27 protein-coding genes are annotated in these 24,737 nt (G+C 46.5%); 22 read left to right on the top strand and 5 right to left on the bottom strand.

What is annotated here, in order from left to right; translation table 11 throughout:
• The first annotated feature begins 30 nt into the window (after window positions 1–30).
• The 10 genes from ABIN22_RS12520 to ABIN22_RS12565 all read left to right on the top strand — a co-directional run bounded on the left by ABIN22_RS12520 (window position 31) and on the right by ABIN22_RS12565 (window position 10,323).
• Window positions 31–1,230: an aminotransferase class V-fold PLP-dependent enzyme gene (locus ABIN22_RS12520; protein WP_346909035.1), complete on the top strand. Its 1,200-nt coding sequence runs from the start codon at window positions 31–33 to the stop codon at window positions 1,228–1,230.
• Complete coding sequence (locus tag ABIN22_RS12525) at window positions 1,217–2,518, top strand: L-cysteine desulfidase family protein (protein ID WP_346909037.1); 1,302 nt, start codon at window positions 1,217–1,219, stop codon at window positions 2,516–2,518. Before ABIN22_RS12520 ends, ABIN22_RS12525 begins: the two co-directional genes overlap by 14 nt.
• Window positions 2,519–2,698: 180 nt before the next feature.
• On the top strand, window positions 2,699–3,346 hold the full coding sequence (locus tag ABIN22_RS12530) for a GntR family transcriptional regulator (protein WP_118621627.1): 648 nt from the start codon (window positions 2,699–2,701) through the stop codon (window positions 3,344–3,346).
• 186 nt (window positions 3,347–3,532) lie between these two features.
• Window positions 3,533–5,395: an ATP-dependent nuclease gene (locus ABIN22_RS12535; RefSeq protein ID WP_346909039.1), complete on the top strand. Its 1,863-nt coding sequence runs from the start codon at window positions 3,533–3,535 to the stop codon at window positions 5,393–5,395.
• A gap of 13 nt (window positions 5,396–5,408) precedes the next feature.
• Window positions 5,409–5,588: a chorismate--pyruvate lyase gene (locus ABIN22_RS12540; protein WP_118621625.1), complete on the top strand. Its 180-nt coding sequence runs from the start codon at window positions 5,409–5,411 to the stop codon at window positions 5,586–5,588.
• 32 nt (window positions 5,589–5,620) lie between these two features.
• Window positions 5,621–6,931, top strand: a complete 1,311-nt coding sequence (locus tag ABIN22_RS12545; RefSeq protein WP_430517202.1) for an amidohydrolase — start codon at window positions 5,621–5,623, stop codon at window positions 6,929–6,931.
• Window positions 6,932–6,975: 44 nt separating this feature from the next.
• Window positions 6,976–8,361, top strand: coding sequence for an AmmeMemoRadiSam system protein A (amrA, locus tag ABIN22_RS12550; protein ID WP_346909041.1), 1,386 nt, complete (start codon window positions 6,976–6,978; stop codon window positions 8,359–8,361).
• Between the two features lie 24 nt (window positions 8,362–8,385).
• Entirely contained in the window at window positions 8,386–9,213 is an 828-nt protein-coding gene (amrS, locus tag ABIN22_RS12555) for an AmmeMemoRadiSam system radical SAM enzyme (RefSeq protein ID WP_346909043.1), read from the top strand.
• A 13-nt stretch (window positions 9,214–9,226) separates the two neighbouring features.
• Window positions 9,227–9,700: a YaiI/YqxD family protein gene (locus tag ABIN22_RS12560; RefSeq protein ID WP_346909045.1), complete on the top strand. Its 474-nt coding sequence runs from the start codon at window positions 9,227–9,229 to the stop codon at window positions 9,698–9,700.
• Between the two features lie 50 nt (window positions 9,701–9,750).
• The gene (locus ABIN22_RS12565; protein ID WP_346909047.1) at window positions 9,751–10,323 is read left to right on the top strand and encodes a cyclase family protein; all 573 of its coding nucleotides are present in this window, start codon (window positions 9,751–9,753) and stop codon (window positions 10,321–10,323) included.
• Window positions 10,324–10,347: 24 nt separating this feature from the next.
• Here ABIN22_RS12565 and yaaA read toward each other — a convergent pair whose 3' ends face one another.
• The 3 genes from yaaA to ABIN22_RS12580 are packed head-to-tail and all read right to left on the bottom strand — an operon-like array spanning window position 10,348 to window position 11,995.
• Window positions 10,348–11,136, bottom strand: a complete 789-nt coding sequence (gene yaaA, locus ABIN22_RS12570) for a peroxide stress protein YaaA (RefSeq protein WP_346909049.1) — start codon at window positions 11,134–11,136, stop codon at window positions 10,348–10,350.
• A 4-nt stretch (window positions 11,137–11,140) separates the two neighbouring features.
• Window positions 11,141–11,377: a helix-turn-helix domain-containing protein gene (locus ABIN22_RS12575; protein ID WP_346909051.1), complete on the bottom strand. Its 237-nt coding sequence runs from the start codon at window positions 11,375–11,377 to the stop codon at window positions 11,141–11,143.
• A gap of 12 nt (window positions 11,378–11,389) precedes the next feature.
• Window positions 11,390–11,995 (bottom strand): hypothetical protein, encoded by a 606-nt coding sequence (locus tag ABIN22_RS12580; protein WP_346909053.1) that lies wholly within the window; start codon window positions 11,993–11,995, stop codon window positions 11,390–11,392.
• A gap of 263 nt (window positions 11,996–12,258) precedes the next feature.
• On the opposite strand from ABIN22_RS12580, the gene ABIN22_RS12585 reads away from it, so the two are divergent.
• Together ABIN22_RS12585 and ABIN22_RS12590 are read left to right on the top strand one after the other, a co-directional pair.
• Window positions 12,259–12,879 carry a Maf family protein gene (locus ABIN22_RS12585; RefSeq protein ID WP_109732536.1) on the top strand — a complete coding sequence of 207 codons (621 nt, stop codon included), beginning with the start codon at window positions 12,259–12,261 and terminating at the stop codon, window positions 12,877–12,879.
• Window positions 12,876–13,064, top strand: coding sequence for a DUF6472 family protein (locus ABIN22_RS12590; RefSeq protein ID WP_118621615.1), 189 nt, complete (start codon window positions 12,876–12,878; stop codon window positions 13,062–13,064). Before ABIN22_RS12585 ends, ABIN22_RS12590 begins: the two co-directional genes overlap by 4 nt.
• Before the next feature lie 93 nt (window positions 13,065–13,157).
• Here the strand turns inward: ABIN22_RS12590 and ABIN22_RS12595 are convergent, their stop codons facing one another.
• Window positions 13,158–13,712, bottom strand: coding sequence for a M48 family metallopeptidase (locus tag ABIN22_RS12595; protein ID WP_346909055.1), 555 nt, complete (start codon window positions 13,710–13,712; stop codon window positions 13,158–13,160).
• A gap of 79 nt (window positions 13,713–13,791) precedes the next feature.
• On the opposite strand from ABIN22_RS12595, the gene ABIN22_RS12600 reads away from it, so the two are divergent.
• From ABIN22_RS12600 to ABIN22_RS12620, 5 genes are all read left to right on the top strand, one after another.
• Window positions 13,792–14,472, top strand: coding sequence for a response regulator transcription factor (locus ABIN22_RS12600; RefSeq protein WP_346909057.1), 681 nt, complete (start codon window positions 13,792–13,794; stop codon window positions 14,470–14,472).
• 22 nt (window positions 14,473–14,494) lie between these two features.
• Entirely contained in the window at window positions 14,495–15,430 is a 936-nt protein-coding gene (locus ABIN22_RS12605) for a sensor histidine kinase (RefSeq protein ID WP_346909059.1), read from the top strand.
• A 107-nt stretch (window positions 15,431–15,537) separates the two neighbouring features.
• On the top strand, window positions 15,538–16,218 hold the full coding sequence (locus ABIN22_RS12610) for an ABC transporter ATP-binding protein (protein WP_109732531.1): 681 nt from the start codon (window positions 15,538–15,540) through the stop codon (window positions 16,216–16,218).
• Complete coding sequence (locus ABIN22_RS12615; RefSeq protein WP_346909061.1) at window positions 16,215–18,677, top strand: ABC transporter permease; 2,463 nt, start codon at window positions 16,215–16,217, stop codon at window positions 18,675–18,677. The genes ABIN22_RS12610 and ABIN22_RS12615 overlap by 4 nt, the downstream gene beginning before the upstream one ends.
• A 75-nt stretch (window positions 18,678–18,752) precedes the next feature.
• Complete coding sequence (locus tag ABIN22_RS12620; RefSeq protein WP_346909063.1) at window positions 18,753–19,652, top strand: DUF2238 domain-containing protein; 900 nt, start codon at window positions 18,753–18,755, stop codon at window positions 19,650–19,652.
• Between the two features lie 188 nt (window positions 19,653–19,840).
• Here ABIN22_RS12620 and ABIN22_RS12625 read toward each other — a convergent pair whose 3' ends face one another.
• On the bottom strand, window positions 19,841–20,530 hold the full coding sequence (locus tag ABIN22_RS12625) for a TMEM164 family acyltransferase (RefSeq protein WP_346909065.1): 690 nt from the start codon (window positions 20,528–20,530) through the stop codon (window positions 19,841–19,843).
• A 673-nt stretch (window positions 20,531–21,203) separates the two neighbouring features.
• Between ABIN22_RS12625 and ABIN22_RS12630 the strand changes: the two genes are divergently transcribed.
• From ABIN22_RS12630 to atpA, 5 genes are all read left to right on the top strand, one after another.
• Complete coding sequence (locus ABIN22_RS12630; RefSeq protein WP_109732595.1) at window positions 21,204–21,866, top strand: F0F1 ATP synthase subunit A; 663 nt, start codon at window positions 21,204–21,206, stop codon at window positions 21,864–21,866.
• Between the two features lie 44 nt (window positions 21,867–21,910).
• Window positions 21,911–22,135 (top strand): ATP synthase F0 subunit C, encoded by a 225-nt coding sequence (gene atpE, locus ABIN22_RS12635; protein ID WP_109732527.1) that lies wholly within the window; start codon window positions 21,911–21,913, stop codon window positions 22,133–22,135.
• A 69-nt stretch (window positions 22,136–22,204) separates the two neighbouring features.
• Window positions 22,205–22,708 (top strand): F0F1 ATP synthase subunit B, encoded by a 504-nt coding sequence (atpF, locus tag ABIN22_RS12640; protein WP_109732594.1) that lies wholly within the window; start codon window positions 22,205–22,207, stop codon window positions 22,706–22,708.
• Window positions 22,686–23,222 (top strand): ATP synthase F1 subunit delta, encoded by a 537-nt coding sequence (gene atpH / locus ABIN22_RS12645; protein ID WP_346909068.1) that lies wholly within the window; start codon window positions 22,686–22,688, stop codon window positions 23,220–23,222. Before atpF ends, atpH begins: the two co-directional genes overlap by 23 nt.
• Window positions 23,223–23,227: 5 nt before the next feature.
• Window positions 23,228–24,736: a F0F1 ATP synthase subunit alpha gene (gene atpA, locus ABIN22_RS12650; protein WP_181368772.1), complete on the top strand. Its 1,509-nt coding sequence runs from the start codon at window positions 23,228–23,230 to the stop codon at window positions 24,734–24,736.
• Window position 24,737: the final 1 nt, after the last annotated feature.

Consider the following 24,737-nt stretch of genomic DNA (forward strand, 5'->3'; position numbering starts at 1 on the left):
ATTGAGCAGATTTGTATATGAGGGAGAAATATGGATATAAAGAAAATAAGAGAGGATACCCCCTGCGGCAATATTTATATGAATCACGCATCGACTTCGGTTCCGCCGCTTCCGGTGACAGAAGCCGCGCAGGAATATTACAGGATGATCATGAAATATGGGGCGACCAGCCGGCAGGCGGAAGAGATGACCGCATGTATATGTGGGCGTGCCGTGCAGAACATGGCAGAATTTATTCATGCGGACGCAGAGGAAATCATGTTCGTGCCTAACGGTACTGTGGGGATCGATATGGCAGCCAGGGGGCTGCGCTTTAAAAAGGGACAGAATATCCTGCTGGATTCTATGAGTTTCGTCAGTAATGCAGCCCCCTGGATAGAGGCGGCCGGACTGTATGGGCTGGAGATCCGTTATATACCGGCTGTATTGCCGGGATATCTGGATCTGGAGGAACTGGAGCATTTGATCGATGAAAATACGGCATTAATCAGTGTGACCCATGCAGCCAATAGCCTTGGTGTTCTTCAGGAGGTCGAAAAGATCGGTGAACTGGCACAAAAATATGGGATTCCCTATCTGGTTGATGTAGCGGGGACGATGGGCGCGGTTTCTCTGGACGTGAAGAAAATAGGATGTGATTTTCTTACTGCCTCCGGCAGGAAATATCTGAGGGGGCCGTCCGGGACAGGCATCCTGTATGTGAAAAAGGAAATGACAGAGAAGTTAAAAGGATATGTACCGGCGTGGAACAGCGGGAACTGGGATTATCAAAGAAATGAGTTTACATTTCACGGGGATATCCGTAAGCTGGAGTTCGGGGAGAAAAACTTTCCGGGGATATTCGGACTTTCGAAGGCTGTTGAATATATAGGTGAAATCGGTGGAATGCAGGATGTTGAAGCAAGAATCCGTAAACTGACGTGTTACCTGTTCGAAAAACTGAAAGTAATAAAGGGTGTACGGATCATCGGACCGGAGGATGCGTCATGCCGATGCGGAACGCTGGGATTTGTCATGGAAGGGAAAATGTGCGGGGAGATCGCGGCTTATTTGAATCAAAACGGAGTCGGAATGATGGGCCACCACTTTTTCTGCCCCGGTGTTACAGAGCTCTTTGGTATAGAAGGGACGGCGCGTCTGTCGGTCCATTACTGGAACACGGAAGAGGAGATTGACTTGGTAACGGAGCTATTGGAAAACATGCAGGGTGAATCGTATGGAGAGACATAATCAGCAATATATCAGGCTGCTGGAAAAAGAACTGGTCCCGGCCTTCGGGTGTACAGAGCCGATCGCCATTGCCTATGCAGCGGCGTACGCAAGAGAAGTACTGGGGGCAATGCCTAAAGAAGTTGACGTTAAGGTCAGCAGCAATATTATTAAGAACGTAAAAAGTGTCACGATACCGAATACGGGCGGAATGAAGGGAATAGAAGCTGCTGCTGCGGCCGGCATCGCGGCCGGGGACCCGCAGAAGAAACTGGAAGTAATCTCGGCAGTTACTGAAGAACAGATTCCTTTCATCAGAAAATATTTAGAACAGGTGCCTGTCAGGGTATCTGCGAGCGAAAACGATGAGGTCTTTGATATCAGGGTTTCCGTAAAAGACAATGAGAAACAGGCGCTTGTCCGTATTGTCAGGGAGCATATGAATATCGTATATGTGGAGAAAGACGGGAAGACTGTATTTCAAAAAACGGAAGAAACAGGGCTAGAAAACACGGAAACTGCTCTTACAATCGAGCAGATTGTAGAATTTGCGGACGAGGCAGCAATCAATGAAATCAGACCCCTTATCCGCAGGCAGATAGATTTTAACATGGCAATTGCCAGGGAAGGGATTGCACACGAATATGGAGGCTCTGTGGGTCGGACCATATTGTCCCATTCTGCACAGACACCGGCAGATAAGGCGAGGGCCTATGCAGCGGCCGGGTCAGATGCACGGATGAGCGGCTGTACACTTCCGGTCATTATCGTGTCGGGCAGCGGGAACCAGGGGATTACCGCTTCTGTTCCGATTGCCGTATATGCGGCAGAAAAAGGATTCGATGAGGAGAGGATGATCCGCGCGGTTGCACTTTCGGACCTGCTTACCATATATCAGAGGCAGTTCATTGGCAGGCTGTCGGCATACTGTGGTGCCGTCAATGCGGGGTGTGCCAGCGCGGCAGGGATTGCATATCTGGAGGGCGGGGGCTTTGAGGAAGTCGCCCACACCCTGATTAACTCACTGGCTGCGGTATCCGGCGTGATCTGTGATGGGGCAAAACCCTCCTGTGCGGCCAAGATCGCGGCATCAGTCGAGGCAGGCCTGCTCGGATATGATATGTTCAGGGATAAGAAAGAATTTGTCGGCGGTGACGGCATTGTAACGTGTGATGCGGATGAAACGATCAAGAACGTAGGTATTCTGGGGAAAGAGGGAATGAGGCAGACTGACCGCAAGATTATCGAAATCATGCTGCAAAGGACAGAAAGCAGAAATCACCGCTGTGCACGGGGAACCTGTGAATAGAAGTAAGAAATCAGATGCAGGGGACTTCCAAAATATGGTATACTATTTACACTTAGCGAGGTTCTATCGAGCTTAGTGAAAATGCATACCTGGACACTTGATGAGGTCCTTTCGAATCTAGTGTACATGGTATACTATTTGTATTTACCACCTCAAATATAATAGATCGGGGAGAAACTTATGGCGGAAACGATAAAACTGAAAGACCAGATATATGAGAAGGTTTTGAATGAGATTACAGAAGGTTATTATCAGCAGAATGAAATTATCACGGAGCGGGAATTGATCGAAAAGTATGGAGTCAGCAAATCTCCGGTCAGGGAGGCACTGATTGAACTCTGTAATGAAAAGGTTTTAGAAAGCCGTCCCCGTATGGGCTACCAGATACGTCCCATTTCGATGAAGGAGATATCTGATATCGTGGAACTGCGTGTGATTCTGGAGCTGGCGGCACTGCGAAAGACATTTACGATTCTGGACGAGCACCATATCCGGCTGCTGAAAGAAAATATTTCTGAGGCGAATGAGATCCATGAAGGGAAAAACATGATGAAGCACTGGAAAAGCAACATCAGCTTCCATCTGCTCCTATGCAGTTTCTGCGGAAATACACAGATCACCACAGAGGTAGAGAGGGCCCTGAAGTTTTCCTACCGCGGAGCGATCCAGTACTTTTCCGTGTCATGGAACCGGCGTCATGATACGAAGGCACAGCGGCACAAGAAACTAATTGAGGCGATGTCAGAGCGTAATCTGGAACTGTCTCTGGATATCCTGAAAGAAGATATTGAAGATCTGAAGCGGGAGATTATCGAGGAATTCAGCTAAGCGGAGCTTGTCCGGTGTATGGAAATGGCTTAAGGGGAACCGGCGTGGCACAGGTCACGCCGGTTTTGCTGTGTCTGGGCTGCTGTATTTGAAATTTGGGTGGATGTAATCTGTGAAAAATCGTATAATGGTAAAAAGGGATTTCATTGCGGGAGGCTTTTCACGCAGAGAAAGAAGGAGCGCTTTATGCGGATAACCAGTTTAAGAATCCGGAATTTTAAATCAATTCAGAACATGTATCTGGATGACATTGATAATGCCCTGATTCTTGTGGGTCAGAATAATACAGGAAAAACGGCGGTTCTGGACGCCATACGTGCAGTCGGGGGATCCTACTGTATCCGGCCGGAGGATTTTCAGGAAAATTTTCCGAATATTGAGGTGTTTGTGACGCTGCAGTTCGAGGAGCAGGATTTACTTCGCCTGCATGAGCGCGGGATTGTGAGCCAGTACAGGCGGCTGGAGGCATGGCAGAAGGATTTCAGAAGGAAACTGCCCTCCTTTGACGACCAGAGGGTGCTGTCCTTTGAATTTTCTGCAAATAAAGACGGACGCATCCGGTATCATGACGGGGTCCAGAAAAATAACCCCTATATTAAAGAAGTGTTTCCACAGATTTACTATATGGATACGCAGAGGGACTTAGACCAGCTCCAGGAGGATCTGCTGATGCTTCAGGAGGATGAGCTTCTGAAAAAAATGAGGCGTGACTGCTGTATATTTGACCAGTCAAAGACATGCAACCACTGCTTTGCCTGTATCGGGCTGATTAACCAGAAAAAACCGGAAGAGCTGGATGCATTTGAGACGGCGAAGCTTTTGGACTATAAGCTTTACCAGCTGAATCTGGGTGATTTTGCGAAGCGGGTGAACGAGAATTTTAAGAAGAACGGCGGGCAGGAAGAGATCATTTATTCCATGAACCGGGATGTAGAGCGGATGCTCCTTGTTACTGCGGAGATCAGGAACCGGGAGAAAAGCGCCACTCGGCCGATCGGCCAGATGGGAAAGGGCATGCGCAGTGTCTATATGCTGTCCCTTCTGGAAACTTATGCAGAGGGGGAGGACCGGGTGCCAAGTATTATCATGGTGGAGGACCCTGAGATATTCCTCCATCCGAGGCTTCAGAAAGTGTCCGGGGAGATCCTTTACCGTTTGTCGAGGAAAAACCAGGTTATATTTTCGACACATTCACCGAATCTCCTCGCCAATTTCAGCAGCAGGCAGATCCGGCAGACCGTGCTGGATGAAGAGGGATTTTCAACGGTTCGCGAAAAGACCGACATCAGTGCAATTCTGGATGATCTGGGATATACGGCAAATGATCTGATGAACGTGAACTTTGTCTTTATAGTCGAAGGCAAACAGGATAAGAGCAGGCTCCCGCTGCTGATCAGGAAATATTACTCGGAAACATTTGACGAGGAGGGCAACCTGTCCAGAATCGCGATTATCACTACAAACAGCTGTACGAATATCAAGACTTACGCGAATCTGAAATACATGAACCAGATATATTTAAGGGACCAGTTTCTGATGATCCGCGACGGGGACGGTGATGACCCGGAAAAGTTGAAGCACCAGCTCTGCAGGTATTATGAGGAGCGGAACAAGGAAGATATTGATAAGCTTCCGCGGGTCATGCCCCAGAATGTCCTGATCCTTCACTACTATTCTTTCGAAAACTATTTTCTGAACCCGAAGATTATGGCACAGCTCGGGGTGATTGGGTCGGAAGAGGAATTTTATGAGATTTTTATTCAGAAATGGAAAGAATATCTTTACAAGATCAGAAGCGGCAGGCATCTGCGCGAGGTTCTGGGGAAGGATCTTGAGACGGCCGGGGACGTGAAGATGCATATGGAAGAGATCCGGGTCTATCTGCGCGGGCATAACCTGTATGATATATTTTATGGAAGATATAAGGCGCAGGAACAGGAACTGCTGACGAGATACATCGAACTGGCGCCGAGGGAGGATTTTAAAGATATACTCGACTCCATTGACAGATTCATTTATTTCGAGAGCAGAAAAAAACAGAAACTTTAGGAGGAGAAAAGGGATGCTGACATGTACTTATATAGTAGAAAGAATTGACGGCGATTATGCTTTGCTTCGAAGGACGGATGAGACAGACCCGAAAGCGGAGCCGAAGCTGGTGGCGAGGGCGCTTTTGCCTATGGAGATTAGGGAGGGCAGTAGGCTGTTGTACGAATATCTCCAGTACAGCATTATTGATTAGCACACCCCATGTTAGAGGGAGGAATGGTAAAAATGGCAGATAGACAGGGTGCAGACAGAGACGTGGCAGCGTTTTGTGATTGGTTTCAGAGAAACAGCGGGGAGATGATACGGACAGCGGATGATATTTTCCGGCATCCGGAGCTTTCCGGGGAGGAGGTTTATTCTTCCAGACGTCTGGCGGATTTCCTTGAGGAAAGAGGGTTTGAGATCAGGTGGAATGTTGCAGGATTCGAGACTGCGTTTATCGCGGAGTGGGGCAGCGGGAAGCCGGTGATCGGATTTCTGGCTGAATACGACGCTCTCCCCGGACTGGGACAGGAACCGGTGGCTGAATACGAGCCGTCCGGCGGGCCGGGACACGGGTGTGGCCACAATCTTCTTGGTACGGCGTGTGCCGGGGCCGCCTGTGCACTAAAAGAGCAGATGGAAAACAGCGGTACTGCTGGAACGGTCCGGGTGTATGGATGTCCGGCGGAGGAAATCGTAATCGGTAAGATTCAGATGAATGAGGCCGGTGTATTTGATGACCTTTCCGTGGCTGTGACATGGCATCCTTTTGACAGGAACCGGGTGAGCTACGATATCTGGCAGGCGCAGGATGTAAAAAATTATAAGTTTTACGGGACGGCGGCCCATGCGTCAAAACATCCCGAGCTGGGGCGCAGTGCGCTTGACGCGGCGGAACTTATGAATGTGGGCGTGAATTATCTGCGGGAACATGTGGCAGATGATGTGCGGATGCACTACACGTACACAAATACAGACGGACCAGCCAACATTGTCCCGGATTATGCTGCAACAAATTATTTCATCCGTTCCGGCAAACGTTCCCGGACGGAAAATGCGTCCATGCGTGTGGATGACTGTGCAAAGGGCGCTGCACTGATGACCGGTACGAGAGTGGAAATCGAGCTTGTGACGAGTAATAAAGAAATGAAGGTGAACCGGACACTTTCGGAAATATTTTTCCATGCTATGGAGCAGGTTCCGGTACCGGAGTACACGAAGGAGGAAGTTCAGTTTGCAAAGAAGGTAAGCCAGGCGGCAGGCCTTGAGAATGACGGTGTCTATTTTTCGGGGCTGGAGCCTCTGGAGGAGGAACCGGTATTGCTGTCCATCGGAACCGATGTTTCTGATGTGAGCCATACCGTGCCGACGGTCATGTTAAGCGCCCAGGCGATGTGCAAGGGGACGCCGCTCCACCACTGGTCCGCTGCGGCTCAGGCCGGGATGGGCATCGGGCAGAAGGGGATGCTGTATGTGGCGGAGTGTATGGCACTTGGCAGCTGGATTCTGGTGAAGCATCCTGAAAAGATTGAAGAGGCGTGGAAGGAAATGTAAAGGACAGATACTCTCGGTTCATTATTCACAAAGGAGGTCATGTTATGGGGATTACTGCAGCATTTATGGTACCGCATCCGCCGCTGATTGTGCCGGATATCGGGCGGGGGGAAGAGCAGAAGATTAAAAGGACAATTGATGCTTACCGGAAGATTGCGGAACGGATCGGGCAGCTCCAGCCGGAGACGATCGTTTTGACAACACCGCATCAGGTTATGTATGCCGATTATTTCCACATTTCCCCGGGAAAAGGTGCGAAGGGAGATTTCGGACAGTTTGGCGCAGGGCATGTTAAAATGGAAGTCCGGTATGACGAAGCGTTTGTGGAACATCTCTGTGAACTGGCCGATGCACATGACCTGAACGCGGGGACGCTGGGGGAGCGAGACAAACGTCTGGATCACGGAACGATGGTGCCACTTTACTTTGTAAATCAGTTCTGGAAAGAATATAAACTTGTCCGGATCGGTTTATCAGGCCTTCCTCTCACAAAGCATTATGAACTTGGACAGTGTATCAAAGAAACAACGGAGGAACTGGGGAGAAACGTCGTGCTGATAGCAAGCGGGGATTTATCCCACCATCTGAAGGAGGAAGGACCTTATGGATACAGGAAAGAGGGACCGGAATATGATGCGCGGATCATGGAGGTAATGGGGCGCGGAGAATTCGGGGAACTGCTGGAATTTTCGGAAGATTTTTGTGAGAAGGCGGGAGAGTGCGGACACCGGTCGTTTACTATTATGGCCGGAGCGCTGGATGCGGCCGAAGTGGTTGCAGAGAGGATGTCTTATGAGGGCCCGTTTGGTGTAGGATATGGTGTCTGCGGTTATGCAGTCTGCGGAAGAAATCAGGAACGGAATTATAAGGATCAGTATGAAAAGAAGGAGCGGGAGCGTGTGCTTGCCGGACAAAAGAAAGAGGATGCTTATGTGCAGCTTGCGCGCAGGACGATTGAGGCGTATGTGCGTACAGGGGAAATGATTCCGGTTCCGGAAGGGCTGCCGGAGGAAATGTACAGAAAGAGGGCGGGAGTATTTGTTTCGATCAAGGAGGAGGGCCGGCTGAGGGGCTGTATCGGAACAATTCAGGCGGCGCAGCCTTCCCTTGTGCAGGAGATCATTGAGAATGCAGTCAGTGCATGTTCGCGTGATCCGAGGTTTCCTGCGATAGGACGGGAGGAGCTGGATAAACTGTCAATCAGCGTGGATGTCCTCGGAGATACAGAAAAGATCAGTTCTGCAGAGGAACTGGACGTAAAGCGCTATGGCGTTGTTGTGACCAGAGGGTATAAAAGAGGGCTCCTGCTTCCGAATCTGGACGGTGTGGATACGGTTGAGGAGCAGATTGCGATTGCAAAAAGGAAAGCGGGGATCGGAGAAAATGACGGGGTGAAGCTGGAACGTTTTGAGGTTGTACGGCATTACTGATTTGAAAAAGGAGATGAATGGACGATGAAAGTAATCTGTCAGGTATGTATGCACCACTGCCAGCTAGAAGAAGGCAAAAGCGGTATCTGCAGGGCAAGAAAGAACGAAGGTGGAAGTATCGTTTGTTCAAACTATGGGCAGGTGACATCACTTGCCCTTGACCCGATTGAGAAGAAGCCCCTCCGTATGTTCCGTCCCGGGACGATGATTTTGTCGGCCGGAAGCTACGGATGTAATCTGCGGTGTCCGTTTTGCCAGAACCATGAGATATCTATGGCTGGGGAAATAGATTCAGAGACTTTGTACCTCTCTCCACAGGATCTGGCAGATAAGGCGGCGGAATACAGATCAATCGGCAATATAGGAATTGCCTACACATACAATGAACCACTGGTCGGCTATGAATATGTGCGGGACACGTCCAGACTGGTAAAGGAGGCGGGGATGGTAAATGTTCTGGTAACCAATGGTTCTGCGAGCCTTTCGGTGCTGGAAGAGATTCTTCCATATATCGATGCCATGAACATCGACCTGAAGGGTTTTTCACAGGAATATTACCGGAAACTGGGCGGTGATCTTGAGACGGTAAAGAACTTTATCGAACGGTCCGCACAAACCTGCCATGTGGAACTCACGACGCTGATCGTCCCGGGGGAGAGTGACAGCACCCGTGAAATGGAAGCAGAAGCCGGGTGGATCGCCTCCCTGAATGCAGAAATCCCCCTCCACGTGACACGTTTTTTCCCGCAGTACCATATGAAAGACCGCCCGGCGACCGATGTCGAAAGGGTATATGAGCTGGCGGATACGGCACGGAAGTATTTGAAACATGTATTTGTAGGGAATTGTTAAAGAAAGGTGGAAAATGAAGATCATCGTAGACGCAGATGCCTGCCCGGTGGTAGGCATCGTTGAGAAAACCGCTGAAAAAGAAAACATACCGGTTATATTAGTCTGTGACACGGCGCATATCTTCCAGACTTCATACAGTCAGGTAGTAACCGTAGAAAAAGGAGCCGATTCCGCAGACTTTAAAATCGTTACCCTGTCAGAAAAAGGAGACATCGTAGTCACCCAGGATTACGGCGTAGCCTCCATGTGCCTTGGAAAAGGCGTGTTTCCGATACATCAGAGCGGAAAGTGGTATACACTGGAAAACATAGACCAGATGATGTTTGAACGCCATATCGCGAAAGAAGTCCGCAGGAAGTCAAAGAAAAATCACTTAAAAGGACCAAGGAAACGAATGAAGGAAGACGATGAACATTTTGAAGAATCACTGATCCGGCTGATCGGAAAAGTTCAGAATATTCAGAAAACGGACCGCAAAAGGGTCTGACCCCTTTGCGGAAAACCGCCGTTTTAGGCAGAGAGGAATTGAAAATAGGGATGGAATTGTTTGATATTACGAGAGAATTGTTCAGTTCAAGGGTTTATCCGGGAGACCCGGCCCCGGAGTATGACAGGATTATGGAAGTGAAGAATGGGGATGCATGTAATCTGACTTATCTGAAAATGTGTGCGCATAACGGCACGCATATGGATGCACCGAGGCATTTTCTGGATGAGGGGAAATCGATTGATGAGCTGCCGCTTGAGCAGGTGATGGGTGTCTGCTATGTGTTAAGGTATGATGGAGAACTGGATGGGGAAACTGCAAAAATGCTGATATCGGGCAGGGGGAAGAAAATTCTCTGGAAGGGAGATGTGTTTTTTTCGGAGGATGCAGCCGGGGCATTTGCGGAAGCGGGACTTGAACTGGTAGGGGTCGAGAGCCAGACTGTGGGACCAGCAGACCATACGGAAGGCGTGCATAAGATCCTGCTCGGGGCCGGTATGGCTATTTTAGAGGGGCTTGTTTTGGAAGAGGTGGAAGAGGGAACATATTTCCTGTGCGCCCAGCCGCTGAAATTAGCGGGATGCGACGGGGCGCCGTGCAGGGCGGTGCTGGTCAAAGAATGATGAGCGGCAGGCGTGTCCGTCGATCTATAGAGAAAATTCCTCATCCTTTTTATCTTCGGTTTTCAAAAAAATATATTCACTGTCATTAGAAAGGTCTTTTGAAAATGCATAGCCGAGCCGGTCAAATTCCCGGACGCCGGTTATTTTAGTTACTTGATTTTCGGCCATCCAGCGCACCATCTCCCCGCGGGCCATTTTTGCCTGGGTTCCCTTTACTTTTACTTTTCCGTTTGTCTCTTCGCCGAAAACGCAGGTGACGCAGGATACGGGGGGAGCAATATAAGGAAGGACTGCCTTGCTGTATTCAGCGGATGCCAGATTGAGTATCTGGAGATCACTGGCGTCTGTATCCTGTACCAGTTTGTCGTAAATCTTATTTTCCCAGAATTGATAGAGGTCTTTTTTATCATCTGCCCTTAACTTTGCCTGCATTTCCAGACGGTAGGGAATGACTCCGTCCGTGGGAGCGAGGATTCCGTAGAACCCGGATAAAATACGGAGATGTTCAGAGACGTAATTCCATTGTGCATCTGAAAAAATGTGGGGCGCCATGTACTGGTACTGAATCCCCTCGTAGGCAATGAGCGCCGGGGTGAGGTTTTTGTCCAGGCTGTATGTATGGAGGCGCTCATAATTTAAGTCGGCCAGCTTATCGCTGCACTGCCATAACTTCTTCAGGTCTTCGCGCGCCATTTCCTTCAGCATGCTTTGGATCAACCTTGTCTCTTCCATAAATACCGGCTGGGTAAGCGTACAGTCATATTCGTCGATGATATTCATTTTTTTTGCAGGCGAAATAATAATTTTTATCATAAGTTTATCCTTTCTCTTTGTCAGTCCTCATCGGGCAGTCTTCTACATATTCCAGAATATCTCCGGGCTGGCACTTAAGTTCTTTACATATGGCTTCCAGCGTTGAAAACCGGATTGCCTTAACCTTGCCAGTTTTTAAATTGGACAGATTTACATTGGTGATCCCTACTTTTTCGGCAAGCTCTTTTAAGGAAATCTTCCTGTCAGCCATGACACGGTCTAATCTTAGTATAATTGCCATAGGTATTTCTCCTTATAACGTTTCATCAGATTCCTGTTGGAGGTAACATCCCCTTGCAAAAATATCCGCCAGAAGAAATGTAAATATTCCAGCCAGAATCCAGCTCGGTTCATATGGATTCACACAGTTGAACCGGTGGAGGTTAACAACATTTACGCTCACCTGTATAAGCAATTTGCTTAATGAACCCATACAAATCATAATAATCCCTATTTTCTTAATGCAGGATGTCGTTCCGGCAGTAAACGGCGTATAGGAACCTTTCAGATTTTTGAATAGGATTCTCCCCAGATTTATGATCACGAGTAAAGGGATATCTTTAAACAGGAAGCAGGCAATAGTTATGGAAAGTGCAAACAGTTTACCGTTGGTGATTCCATCATATACTGCCAGATAATCAAAGGGAATTCTGTAGTAACCAAAGAGTCCCGGGAAAATGTAACGACTTTCATTAGCTGATACTGAAATGGCGGGAGCCGGCTGTGATGCAAAGTAAATGATATTTACAACACTTGCAAGAGTTCTGTACACAAAAAATATGAAAAGAAAGCAGAACAGAACGCGGGCGAGACTAAGATGCCATAGAGGCGGAGGGGACATGGTTTTATTTTCGCTCATTATAGAAAGCTCCTTTCTTTAAAAACGGCAGGTATAGGCTGAGATTCTTTAATAAATCATATTGGCAGGGTTCCTTAACTAAAGTATATGTGAGTGGTTATAGAAAGTCAATAATTTATTAACGATAAACGATAATATTTTATCCTTGACATAACGATATTGTAGTATCAAGAGAAGTCATGGTACAATAGCACTATAATGTCGGGGTAAAAGAAGTTTTGTCTCTGACACCATATTATTGAAATAAGAGAGGACATTTTACAATGAAGAAAATAATACTTGCCTCCGCCTCTCCGCGCCGCAGAGAACTGCTATCGCAGATTGGGCTGGAGTTTGAAATCGTGATAAGCCATAAAGAGGAAAGCTATGAAAGTACCAGGCCGGAAGAAATCGTGAAAGAACTGGCACTGATGAAAGCAGAAAATGTGGCTTCCGAATTGAGGGAAAAAGGGGGACTGGAAGACACCGTTGTGATCGGGGCAGATACGATAGTAGCTTTGGACCAACAGATACTGGGCAAACCAAAGGACGAAGAAGATGCATATCAAATGCTCACCAGCCTTCAGGGAAGGTCCCATCAGGTATTCACCGGCGCAGCCATCCTGGATTTTGACCAGACCGGAAACTGTCAGGTAAGCAGCCATGCTGTGGAGACCAGAGTGTACGTACATGAGATGGACAGACAGGAAATACTCTCATATATAAAAAGCAAAGAACCAATGGACAAGGCCGGGGCATACGGAATACAGGGGAAATTTGCCGCCTATATTGATAAAATAGAAGGAGACTATTATAACGTAGTTGGACTTCCGGTTTCGTATATATACCAGCAATTAAAGAAAACCGGAATTACCCAATCACCGAAAGGGGCAGCAGATAAATGAAAAAACGTGAGGCATCAAACTGCGAATATTGTATGAACTATGAATATGATGAAGATTACGAATGCTACATCTGTACACAGAATCTGGATGAAGATGAAATGGTGCGGTTTGTGAAGGGGGACTTTCATGAGTGCCCCTATTATCGTGGTGGAGACGAATATAAAATCGTCAGGAAACAGATGTAACTTATAGGGGTCAGACCCCTTTGCGGCCCACTTTCAGAATATTCTGGAATATGAAATAAAAAAGTTTCTAAAATGCTGAACTGTGTCTATCATCTACACAACAGTCCAGAGGGAACGTCCGTTATCACGAAGCCATTTCTGAGATTTTTTATAGTCGGGGAGTATAGACTTCACGATTGCATAAAATGCCTGAGAGTGATTCATTTCTCTGCGGTGGGCAAGTTCATGGACCACAATATAGTCCAGAACTTCCTCAGGAGCAAAGATCAGTCTCCAGTTGAAGTTTAAGTTTCCTTCGCTCGAACAGCTGCCCCAGCGGGTTTTCTGTTCACGGATAGAGATACGGCCATATGTTACATTCAGAATGGAAGCATAATAAGCCGTTTTCTGCGTAAAAATATCCCGGGCAATTTTAATATAGCGGTTTCGTTCCTGTACAGAAAGAAGATTTTTCATAACAGGCGGATTTTGCATGGCCTTATTAACATGCTTAAGAATCCAGGATTCTTTCTCATTGAGAAAGCATTCAATTGTAGATTTAGGGCAGCGTTTCGGGGCGCGGACCTTTACACTGCCATCCGGTGTGATTTGAATGGCAAGAGTCTTGCGGCTGCTGTAAATAATTTCGTATTTAAACGGATGTTTCATAAATATCACCTCGTCAATATTTTAACAGGGGACGTAGTAAACTTCAAGAAGGCTACGTCCCCAATAAGGAGGTTTTTGGGTGAGGGTTTTGGTTATTGAGGATGATGTTGCTCTTGCAAAAGGGCTAAAACTGAATCTGGAGCTTGCCGGTTACCAGCCGGATGTTGTGTATGGAGTTAAGGAGGCGGAGAGATTTCTTGACGGCTGTCAAGTGGATCTGCTTCTTTTGGATGTGAATCTGCCGGACGGGAACGGGGTTGTTTTTGCAAGGGAGCTGCGCGGCAGGATAGATATTCCGATTATTTTTCTGACAGCGAGGGATCTGGATGAGGATATGATTGTCGGGTTTCAGGCAGGCGCGGATGATTATATTACGAAGCCTTTTAATGTACAGGTGCTGATTCAGCGGGTGAATGCCGTGCTGCGGAGGTATCAGGTGGTTCAGGAGGAAGCGGCGCGTTTGTCGGTGGGGAATCTGGTGATTGATTTCGAGAGTTATACGGTAATGAAAAATGGAGATGTATTATCGCTGACGCCCACGGAGTTTAAATTGCTTGTTAAGTTCTGCCAGAATCCGGGGATTGTTTTGACGAGGCAGGTACTGCTCGAGGAATTGTGGGATAAAGAGGAAAACTATGTGGATGAGCATACGCTGACTATTTTTGTGAGCAGGCTCAGGTCGAAGATATCTGATGAAACGTATTCCTATATTAAGACGATGTACGGGACAGGGTATCGGTGGATCGGCGAGGAGATCTGATTAGAGAAGGCGGGAATGGAAGATGAGTAACGGTCTGGTTCTGGCAATCGCCGCAGTTTTACTGTGTGCGGTTTGTATTTGGGCGGGTGTCTGGATTTATATGAGAAGGAAATATGTGGATTTTACAAATGCGGTCTGTGGCTCCATTGATCAGATTTTGTCAGGAGAGGGAACAGGGGACTTTGATTTTGATGACGAAAGCCTCCTTTCTAAGATTCAGATGAGACTGGAAAGGCTTGCGGATATTACTGAGGCTGCGGCCCGTGAGAGTGAAGAGCAGAAGAAGCAGGTGCAGAGTATTGTCTCAGATATTTCCCATCAGTTAAAAACGCCGATCGCCAATATTACGATGTATTCTGATACGGTTTTGAGGCCGGAGCTGTCTGAGGAGACAAGGCAGCAATGCCTCAGGACTCTGAAAAATCAGGTGAGAAAACTGGATTCGCTGATCCAGTCTCTTCTTCAGATGTCGCGTCTGGAGAATGAGATTATTGTACTGCATCCCCGGGAAAATGTGCTGAAGAATACATTGTTCGAAGTGGCCGAGAGTATCCGGCTGCGTGCACAGAAGAAGGGAACGGAGGTTACATTGGAGTGTCCTGAAAATCTGCACGTATATTATGATGAGAAGTGGACTGCAGAAGCAATATTTAATATTGTGGATAACTCCGTCAAATACACAGGCGACTGTGGAAAAATCAGGATCTGTGCGGAGCCCTTGGAAATTTATACGAAAATCACGGTAGAGGATAACGGCACGGGGATAGCGCCGGAGCATATAAATGACGTATGCAGGCGGTTTTTCAGGGAAGAAAAATCAAGCAGTATAGAGGGGGTTGGAATTGGCCTGTATCTGACAAGAGAAATCATAACGAGACAAAACGGATATCTTAAGATAAAGTCCGAAGAGGGAAAGGGGACAAGCGTATCTGTATATCTTCCAAATCAGGGAAAATAGGGGGATAAAAGAAAACTAAACATTTCTTTGTTTTTTCGAGAGGTTTTTGAAACAATTCTCTGTTATTCTTATTTCAGGTCGAAAATACAGACAAAGGAGTGTGTAACATGAGTATACTGAAAACGGAAGATCTGAAAAAGTATTACGGGGAAGAACCGAATATTGTGCGTGCGCTGGACGGCGTGTCACTGGAGATAGAAGAAGGTGAGTTTGTCGCGGTTGTAGGAACATCGGGAAGCGGAAAATCCACCCTGCTTAACATGATGGGCGGACTGGATAAGCCGACGGAAGGGAAGGTCATCATTGGGGGGAAGGATTTATCCGGGATGGACGATGAACGGCTGACGATTTTCCGGCGCAGGAGGATCGGGTTTGTCTTCCAGAATTACAACCTGATCCCGATTCTGAATGTTTATGAGAACATCGTACTTCCGGTGGCGCTGGACGGCGAGACACCGGACGGGACATATATAAATAAGATCATTTCCCTGCTGGGCCTTGAGGAAAAGCTTGGGGAAATGCCAAACAATCTGTCAGGAGGACAGCAGCAGAGGGTTGCAATCGCCAGGGCTCTGGCATCAAAGCCGGCGATCATACTTGCTGATGAACCGACCGGAAATCTGGATTCCAGAACCAGTCAGGATGTACTGGGCCTGATCAAGATGACGAGCAGACAGTTCCACCAGACCGTTGTTATGATTACCCACAACGAAGAAATTGCACAGCTTGCAGACCGGACGATCCGCATTGAGGATGGCCGGATCAGGGAAAGCAGGTGGAATGCATGAGCCGTAGTGTGAAAGGAAAAATAGCCGGTAATAATAACGGGAAGACTGTATGGGAGCTGGCAGTCAACAGTGTGAAGAGCAGCAGGCTGCGTAATTTCTTTATTATAGTTACCATCACGCTTTCCGTCAGTCTGCTGATGGTCATGTCTTTATTTTATGCTTCCATGAATACGGAACGTTCACGTCAGGTCGCAGAAATGCAGCATGTGGTTTACTATGGTCTGGACAGAGAACAGATTCAGGAATTTGCACAGGATAAACGTACGGAATTCGTCCTCGGGATGAAACGTGGACAGAGTATGGAAGTGGACGGGAAAATGGTTCAGCCGGTATGCTACGACAGTAAACCGGCAAAGGATGAGGGAGTTCACATAAAGACCGTGACTCCGGTAAAAGGACACGAACCGCAGAAAGTAGACGAGGTAATGCTTTCGGATGCACACTGCAGGGCACTTGATATAGAAGATAAGCCGGGGGAAAAGGTTTCCTTTACGTTTCTGGACGGGACGACGGAAGAGTTTGTCATATCAGGTATCTATCATGTGGATGGAAATCCAAAGCTTTTCAGCATTATACTTTCACAGACATATGGCGAAAGCGGTTCTCAGCTGAAAGATATGACATATGACGGCATTGTAAGGATTCATGGTGCGGATAAAATGAACCAGTCGGGATTTCTTGACATAATCCGTGCGATGGGTTCCGATTATAAAGTAGAAAGAAAAAATATAAACGAGAATAACTACTTCCTGAATACCCTGCCAGGCGGTGATATGGAAAGGCAGCAGAACATCATGATTATCTGTGTTGCCATCGGAATCTTGTTTGTCAGTGTACTCGTGATCTACAGTGTCTTCTATCTGGCAGTGGTTGGGAGAATCCAGCAGTTCGGACAGCTGCGGACCATCGGAATGACAAAGAAACAGATCCGCAGGATGGTGCGCTATGAGGGGCTGGTTCTGTGCAGTGTCGGAATTCCGGCAGGTCTGCTGATCGGAAGTACGGTCAGCTACTTTATCAAACCTGCAGGCTGGAGCTGGAAAAATACTCTGCTTATAGGGGCCTGTGTAGTAGTGGCGGATATCATAACGGTACTTCTTTCGATCAGAAAACCGGCGCTGATTGCATCCTCGATTTCACCTGTCGAAGCAAGTAAGTTTTCCGGAGTAGAGGAAAAAAGAAAAAAGAAACAGAGTCAAACTGTAAAACCCCGGACTGCGGGCAAAAAATTGTACCGCAAAATTACTCCTGTCAGCATGGCATCAATGAACCGCAGCAGGAACAAGAAAAAAACAGTACTGACAATGGTTTCTCTTGGAATAGGCGGGGTTCTGTATATGCTGGCGGCTTTTTTTACGATAGCTACAGATCTGGAAGAATATGCCCGGCAAGGGTCCTATAAATACGGAGAGTTCGTCATCAACCTATCCTATAATCTGGCAGAGACAGCGGATCATGGATATACAGACATCCAGATGAATAATCCGATTAATGAAGAACTGATGCAGAAAGTACAGGCGATTGATGGCGTAGAAAAGATAAGAATCGGCCAGAAAGCAAGCACAAAGTGGGAAGCAAAAGGAGATAACGATGAGGACAGCATGGCATCTTTCACCAGAGAAGAAACAGATAAGCTCAGTACTATGCTTGAGGAAGGCAGCATTGACTATGATACCATGCTGAAAGGCGATTCTGTTCTTATACAGTATAATGAAGTACAACAGGAAGTATTCGGATGGGGCTATCAGGTCGGTGATAAGGTGAAACTGTCATGGTACGATGGCCAGACAGAGAAAGAAAAAGAATTTACTGTTGCAGGGATTCTCAATACAAATGACTATGTAAATTACAGCAATAATTTCTCCGCTTTTATTTTGCCGGAAGAGATACTTGCAGAAATGACGAACGGAATGAACCTGAACCATGAAATGATCGTGAAGGTTGACCAGACAAAAGAAAGTGAGGTTGAAAAGCAGCTGGACGCTGTTCTTGAGGATTACCCTGCCCTTACAATGGGGACCCTGCGGGAGATAGCAGCAGAAGGGGAAAGTTCATTCGCCATACTCAATTCAGTTATGATCGGACTCAGCATCTTTATTGTGGCATTCAGTATCCTGAATATGCTGAATACGATTATTACCAATATTCTGACAAGAAAAAGAGAGTTTGCCATGCTGCAGTCTGTAGGAATGACAACAAAACAGCTGTTTCACATGATTCAGGCCGAAGGGCTGATGCTGACAGCCGGAAATCTGGTGATCACACTTATACTGGGAACGGCAGCCGGGTATGCAATGGTGCGGATAATGCAGTATTTTGGGGCAGGCTATATGCACTTTCACTTTCCGTGGCTTATGTTTTTGGGATATGCCGTATTCACCGCAATCGTACCGGTCATTGTATCATCCGTAATGCTGCGTGGATTCCGCAAAGAAGCGCTGGTTGACAGATTAAGATAAATTCCTTGCATAAATCAGTAAATATCCCTATAATAGGAGGATAAATGTGGACTGATTTTAAAGGAATGGTATGAAATGAAAAATAACGACAAAAGGGAAAAACACTTCTTCCGCAACATGTGGAAGGCTCTGGGCATGGAACTTCGGGAGCATAAAAGCTCCTTCATAGTGTATTTTATTTTACGCCTGCTGGTCATTATCATGATGATCCTGCAAATATTCAACAAAAATTATGAAAATGTGTTTTTATGCATTTTGACGCTGCTGCTTTTAGTCGTTCCCAGTCTTGTGCAGGTGACCATGAAAATAGAACTCCCGACGACGCTTGAGATCATTATCCTCGTGTTTATCTTTGCGGCGGAGATTCTGGGTGAGATTCGGGAATTCTATATTGTGTTTCCTTTCTGGGATACGGTTCTGCATACGCTGAACGGGTTCCTCGCGGCTGCAATAGGTTTTTCCCTTGTTGACCTCCTCAACAGGAGTGAAAAGATGGTTTTCAAGCTTTCGCCTCTGTTTACGGCAATTGTCGCTTTCTGCTTTTCCATGACAATCGGCGTCATCTGGGAGTTCTTTGAGTTCGGAATGGATCAGATTCTGGGATATGACATGCAGAAAGATACGGTGATCCATACGATCCGCTCGGTTATGTTAGACCCGGCGGGGGGAAATAATGTCGCCGTTATCGATAATATAAAGAATGTGACAGTCAATGGAAAGGACCTAGGGCTTGGCGGTTATCTGGATATTGGCCTGATAGATACGATGAAAGACCTTATGGTAAATTTTGTCGGGGCGGTCGTCTTTTCCGTAATTGGTTTCTTCTATGTGAAGAACCGCGGGAAAGGATCGGTTGCCAGAAGATTTATCCCGCGCAAGAAAAAGGCGGAGAGGGACTTCCTGAAGATTGTAGAGGCTGAAGAGGTAGAAAAAGAGAATCTTGAGAAAAAGGGTACAGGCACCCCTCAGAATTGAGGCTGCCTGGCCATTTTGTTTCATAGGAGAAAGTACGCCCTATGAAACAAAAGGCCCTCCCGGCGGGATGCGCACTGCGGCGTAAGCGGTAGATGCCGCGGAGCGGCCGCCGCAGACGCGAGTTTCGCAAGCGAAACTCTTTTTTAAAATTGTATGTTTATGCAAAATAGTATGATCAGTTTTTTCTTTCAATGTCTGAAAAAATGTTGATAACAACGGGCAGCCAGGCGCCAGATGTGAAAAAGGATGCATGCTCCGAGAATCGTTGTGAGGATATACAGGATGATTGCGGGAATATTACCAATATAGCCGGCCAGTGAGGAAAAACCGATCTGCTGCATTTCATAATCCGGGTTGATATAGAACATATTGATATCTCCGAAGCGGTCAAACAGTAGATTGATTCCTGTGGCGGCGGCACAGCAGCCGAGGTAGATAAAAGTACTGTTTCTAAACAGCCGGCGGCCGGGCATATGGTTCTGGTTTTCTGCAATACACGCAGCTCCGGCGGAGATCCCGGTTATGATTAGAAGGACGTGCCACAGATAGGAGTGGACCGTCAGTGCCGGAACCGGATAGTGGAGTCCGCTTGTATCCGCAAAAACGGCTGTCCCGCCAAGCAGGCTGTAATTCATTAAGAATGACAGCAGGGCAGGGCGTATATGTGTATTCTTTACCCAGGGAAGGACCAGCAGAACATACATTGCAATACTGCAGAGCTGGAAAGGGAAATACCACCAGTCATAGACCCCCCTGTTGACGATGAAGGTCAGACAGCACTGCTTCCATACTTCGCTGAATGCCATAATCATGCCGCAAAAAAAGAAAAAGCGGTTGAATTTAATACTGGTTTTGTTTTTCGTTTCAAACGTACTCATTTTTATCTGCCCCCTGATGCCTTCAGTCAGGCGTCGTTTAACCTTTTGTCTCTGGCATTATTATAATTCAAATATGATAAAAGTGCACATCAAATCTGCGGCATAAAGGAATGTTCTTCATATTCATTTTTACCGCTGCCACATAAAACTATTTGCTATTTTAATATATAACAGGAATAAAGAGGAAGATTGGCAGTATAATGTAGAAATAAGGGCCGGGGGATTAAGAAATTGCTAAAGTTTCCATAACCATTGTGAAAACATAGACATAGTGATGGATATAATGACGAAATGTATTGGGACCATCAATATCGTATTTGTGCAAAATGACTTTGAAATTATTTTGGAAATGTAAAAAATAAAAAAATAAAGATTAAATTTATATAAAAATCATAAATTTCGAGATTTAAAAGAAGGAAAATTTGGATAAAAAAGGTCAATGTGGGTCGACAAATAGCATCATTTTTTTATCGTTGACAAACGAAAAATTTGGGCGTAATCTTTATTTAACTTTTAAGAGAACAAAATCTTAAGAGTGAGCGGCGGTGAGGGAATTTCAGGTGAAGAAATTCTTTTTTTATGCAAGAAATAATCATGGGTGAAAGAATTACCGCTGCATTAAATATTTAAAAGAAAGGGAGGGAGCGATACGGAAAGTTTAACAGAGAAGTTGCTGGAGGAGCTGAACTGTGAGACCGTGTTTACAATACCTATATTCGGGGGAATCGGCGTATCAGAAGCGGTAGTCGTAACATGGGTGATCATGGCTGTGCTGGTCGGGCTGTCAATTATCTTCGTCCGGAACCTGAAGGTTGAGAATCCGGGCAGGAAGCAGATTGTGCTGGAGTCGGCTGTTGGATGGGCTTCGGACTTCTTCGAGGGCATCATAGGGAAAGAGAATAAGAGATATATACCTTATCTTATTACAATAGTTCTCTATCTGGGTGTTTCCAATATTATCAGTCTGTTTGGGTTCAAGCCGCCTACCAAGGACTTGAACGTGACAGCGGCGCTCGCGATTATGAGCATGTTCCTGATTGAATATTCAGGCATACATAAAAATGGAGTAAAGCATTGGATGAAGCATTTTGCAAAGCCGGTGCCTGTAGTTGCACCGATTATGATTCTGGAGATTGTAATCCGTCCGTTGTCTCTTTGTATGCGGTTATTCGGTAATGTGCTCGGAGCATTTGTCATTATGGAGCTTTTAAAAGCCATTGTGCCGGTTTTGGTGCCTATACCGTTTAGTTTTTATTTTGATATATTTGACGGTCTTTTGCAGGCATATGTGTTTGTATTCCTTACGGCACTGTTTATGAATGAAGAACAAGAGTAGAGGAATTCTGAAAGAAATTTTTGAAAGAAAAGGAGATTTGTATTATGGGAACAATTATAGCTATTGGAGCAGGAATCGCAGTTTTAACAGGTGTAGGAGCAGGTATCGGTATTGGTATTGCAACAGGGAAAGCAGCAGATGCAATTGCAAGACAGCCAGAGGCTGAAAGCAAGATCAGCAAGACACTGATCCTTGGATGTGCGCTCGCCGAAGCAACTGCTATTTACGGTTTTATTATCGGTTTGCTGATTATTTTACTTTTGAAATAATAGATCACAGGTGTATCCGTTCATATTTCTGAACAGATACCATAAAAACAGGAAAGGCAGGTGGGACAGGTGCTGCAATTAAATGTGAACCTTCTCTTTACCATAATAAACCTTGTTGTTCTTTATCTTTTGTTGAAAAAGTTTTTGATCAAACCGGTAACTGATATCATGGAAAAGCGTGAGAAACTGATTGCGGACGGCTTAAACGAGGCAAGCAGTGCCAGGGAAGAAGCCGCAAAGCTTAAAGTTGAGTATGAAGCAGCCCTTACGGGTGCCAGAGACGAGTCTGTGAAGATCGTGGAAAAGGCACAGACGCAGGCAAAGGCCGAGTATGAGCGGATTGTAAGTGAAGCCGGCGTAAAAGCAGGCGGCATGCTGGATTCTGCGAAGGCACAGATTCAGTTAGAACGGGAGCAGACAATGAAGGCCCTGCAGTCAGAGATTGCAGGACTTGCGATGACAGCGGCTGCCAGAATTGTAGGCGAAAAGACAGAGAATCAAGGAAATCAGGACATATATAATCAGTTTCTGGAAGAAGCAGGTGACGCTCATGAAGACACAGATAAACACTAACATCCAGTACTGCCCGCAGGCGGCGGTAAGATATGCAAAAGTGTTGTATGAGCTGAATATTTCCAAAGAAGCCATACAGAAAGCAAAGGATATATTCACAGAAGTTCCCCAGTTAAACGATGTGTTCGTAAATCCGACTATCAGAGAGGAACAGAAACTGAGAGTGATCGACCAGGTATTTCCGGAAGAAATCAGGAATTTCCTGAAGGTGACATGCCAAAATCAGAGGATGGACCTGATCGGGGATATTTTCGTATCATATGACAGGTACTGTGATGAACAGAACAGGGTTCTGAATGCAGTGCTGACTTGTGTAGAACCTCCAAGTGAGGTACAGCTAAAAGAAATGAAGGCGTTTCTTTGCAGGAAATATAATGCCGTTGAGGCAAATATTGAAATCAGGACGGATCACGCTCTGCTGGGAGGCTTTGTGTTAACGGCCGGCAGTGATGAGTATGACTGGAGCCTGAAAGGACGCCTGAATAGATTAGAACAAAAATTGACCTGGAGGTGAACAAGGTGAGTTCAATCAATTCAGATGAAATTATTTCTATTCTGAAAAATGAAATAGAAAATTTTGATACAATCAGCAAGGACAGTGAGGTCGGTACGGTTATTACTGTAGGAGACGGTATAGCCACTGTTTATGGAATTGATCACGCCATGTACGGGGAGATTGTGACTTTTGAAAACGGGCTGAAGGCGATGGTCCAGGATATCCAGAAGGATTCTATCGGATGTATCCTCTTCGGACATGATACCGAGATTAAGGAAGGCACAAAAGTGACCCGGACTGGGAAAAAAGCCGGAGTTCCGGTTGGTGATAAATATATAGGAAGAGTTGTTAACTCTCTGGGTGCGGCGATCGACGGGAAGGGCGAGATCGAGGCTGATGATTACAGGCCGATCGAGCAGGAGGCACCGGGAATTATAGACAGGAAGTCAGTCAGTGTGCCGATGGAGACAGGTATTCTGTCAATCGACGCCATGTTCCCGATCGGGCGTGGACAGAGAGAACTGATCATTGGAGACAGGCAGACGGGAAAGACGTCCATTGCCCTGGACACGATTATCAATCAGAAAGGAAAAGATGTTGTCTGCATTTATGTTGCGGTCGGGCAGAAGGCATCTACTGTAGCCAAGGTTGTGAATACGCTGACGACGAATGGCGCTATGGATTACACAATTGTTGTTTCCTCAACTGCAAGTGACTGCGCTCCGCTCCAGTATATCGCACCTTATGCAGGAACTGCGATGGCGGAACATTTTATGCATCAGGGGAAAGATGTCCTGATCGTTTATGATGATTTATCAAAACATGCGGTTGCATACCGTGCATTATCCCTTCTGCTCGGACGTTCTCCGGGACGTGAGGCATATCCGGGAGATGTATTCTACCTTCATTCAAGACTGCTGGAGCGCTCAAGCCGGCTGAGTGATGCATTGGGCGGAGGTTCCATCACGGCTCTCCCGATTATCGAGACGCAGGCAGGTGATGTATCTGCTTATATACCGACCAACGTAATTTCCATCACAGACGGCCAGATTTTTCTGGAGAGTGATTTGTTCTTCTCGGGAATGAGGCCGGCGGTCAACGTAGGTCTGTCCGTATCCCGTGTCGGCGGTGCTGCCCAGACGAAGGCGATGAAAAAGGCTTCAGGAAGTATCCGTATCGATCTGGCGCAGTACAGAGAAATGGAAGTGTTTACACAGTTCAGCTCTGACCTTGACGCTGCCACAAAAGAGCAGCTGGAATACGGCGGCGGCCTGATGGAGCTTTTAAAACAGCCTCTGTGCCATCCGCTTTCCCTGCATGAAAAGGTTATCACCCTCTGTGTAGCTACACATAAGGTGCTGCTTGGTATTGAAAAGAAGAAGATCAAACAGTTTCAGGCAGATATGTTAAGCTATTTTGATACACAATATCCGGAGATCGGGAAAGAGATAGAAGAAACAAAGGCCCTGACCGACGAGCTGATTGGAAAGATCGTGGAAGCAGCGAAGGAATTTAAGAAGAGCAGGTGTTAAT

The sequence above is a fragment of the Faecalicatena orotica genome, from assembly GCF_905197545.1.
Lineage (GTDB): Bacteria > Bacillota > Clostridia > Lachnospirales > Lachnospiraceae > Faecalicatena_A > Faecalicatena_A orotica.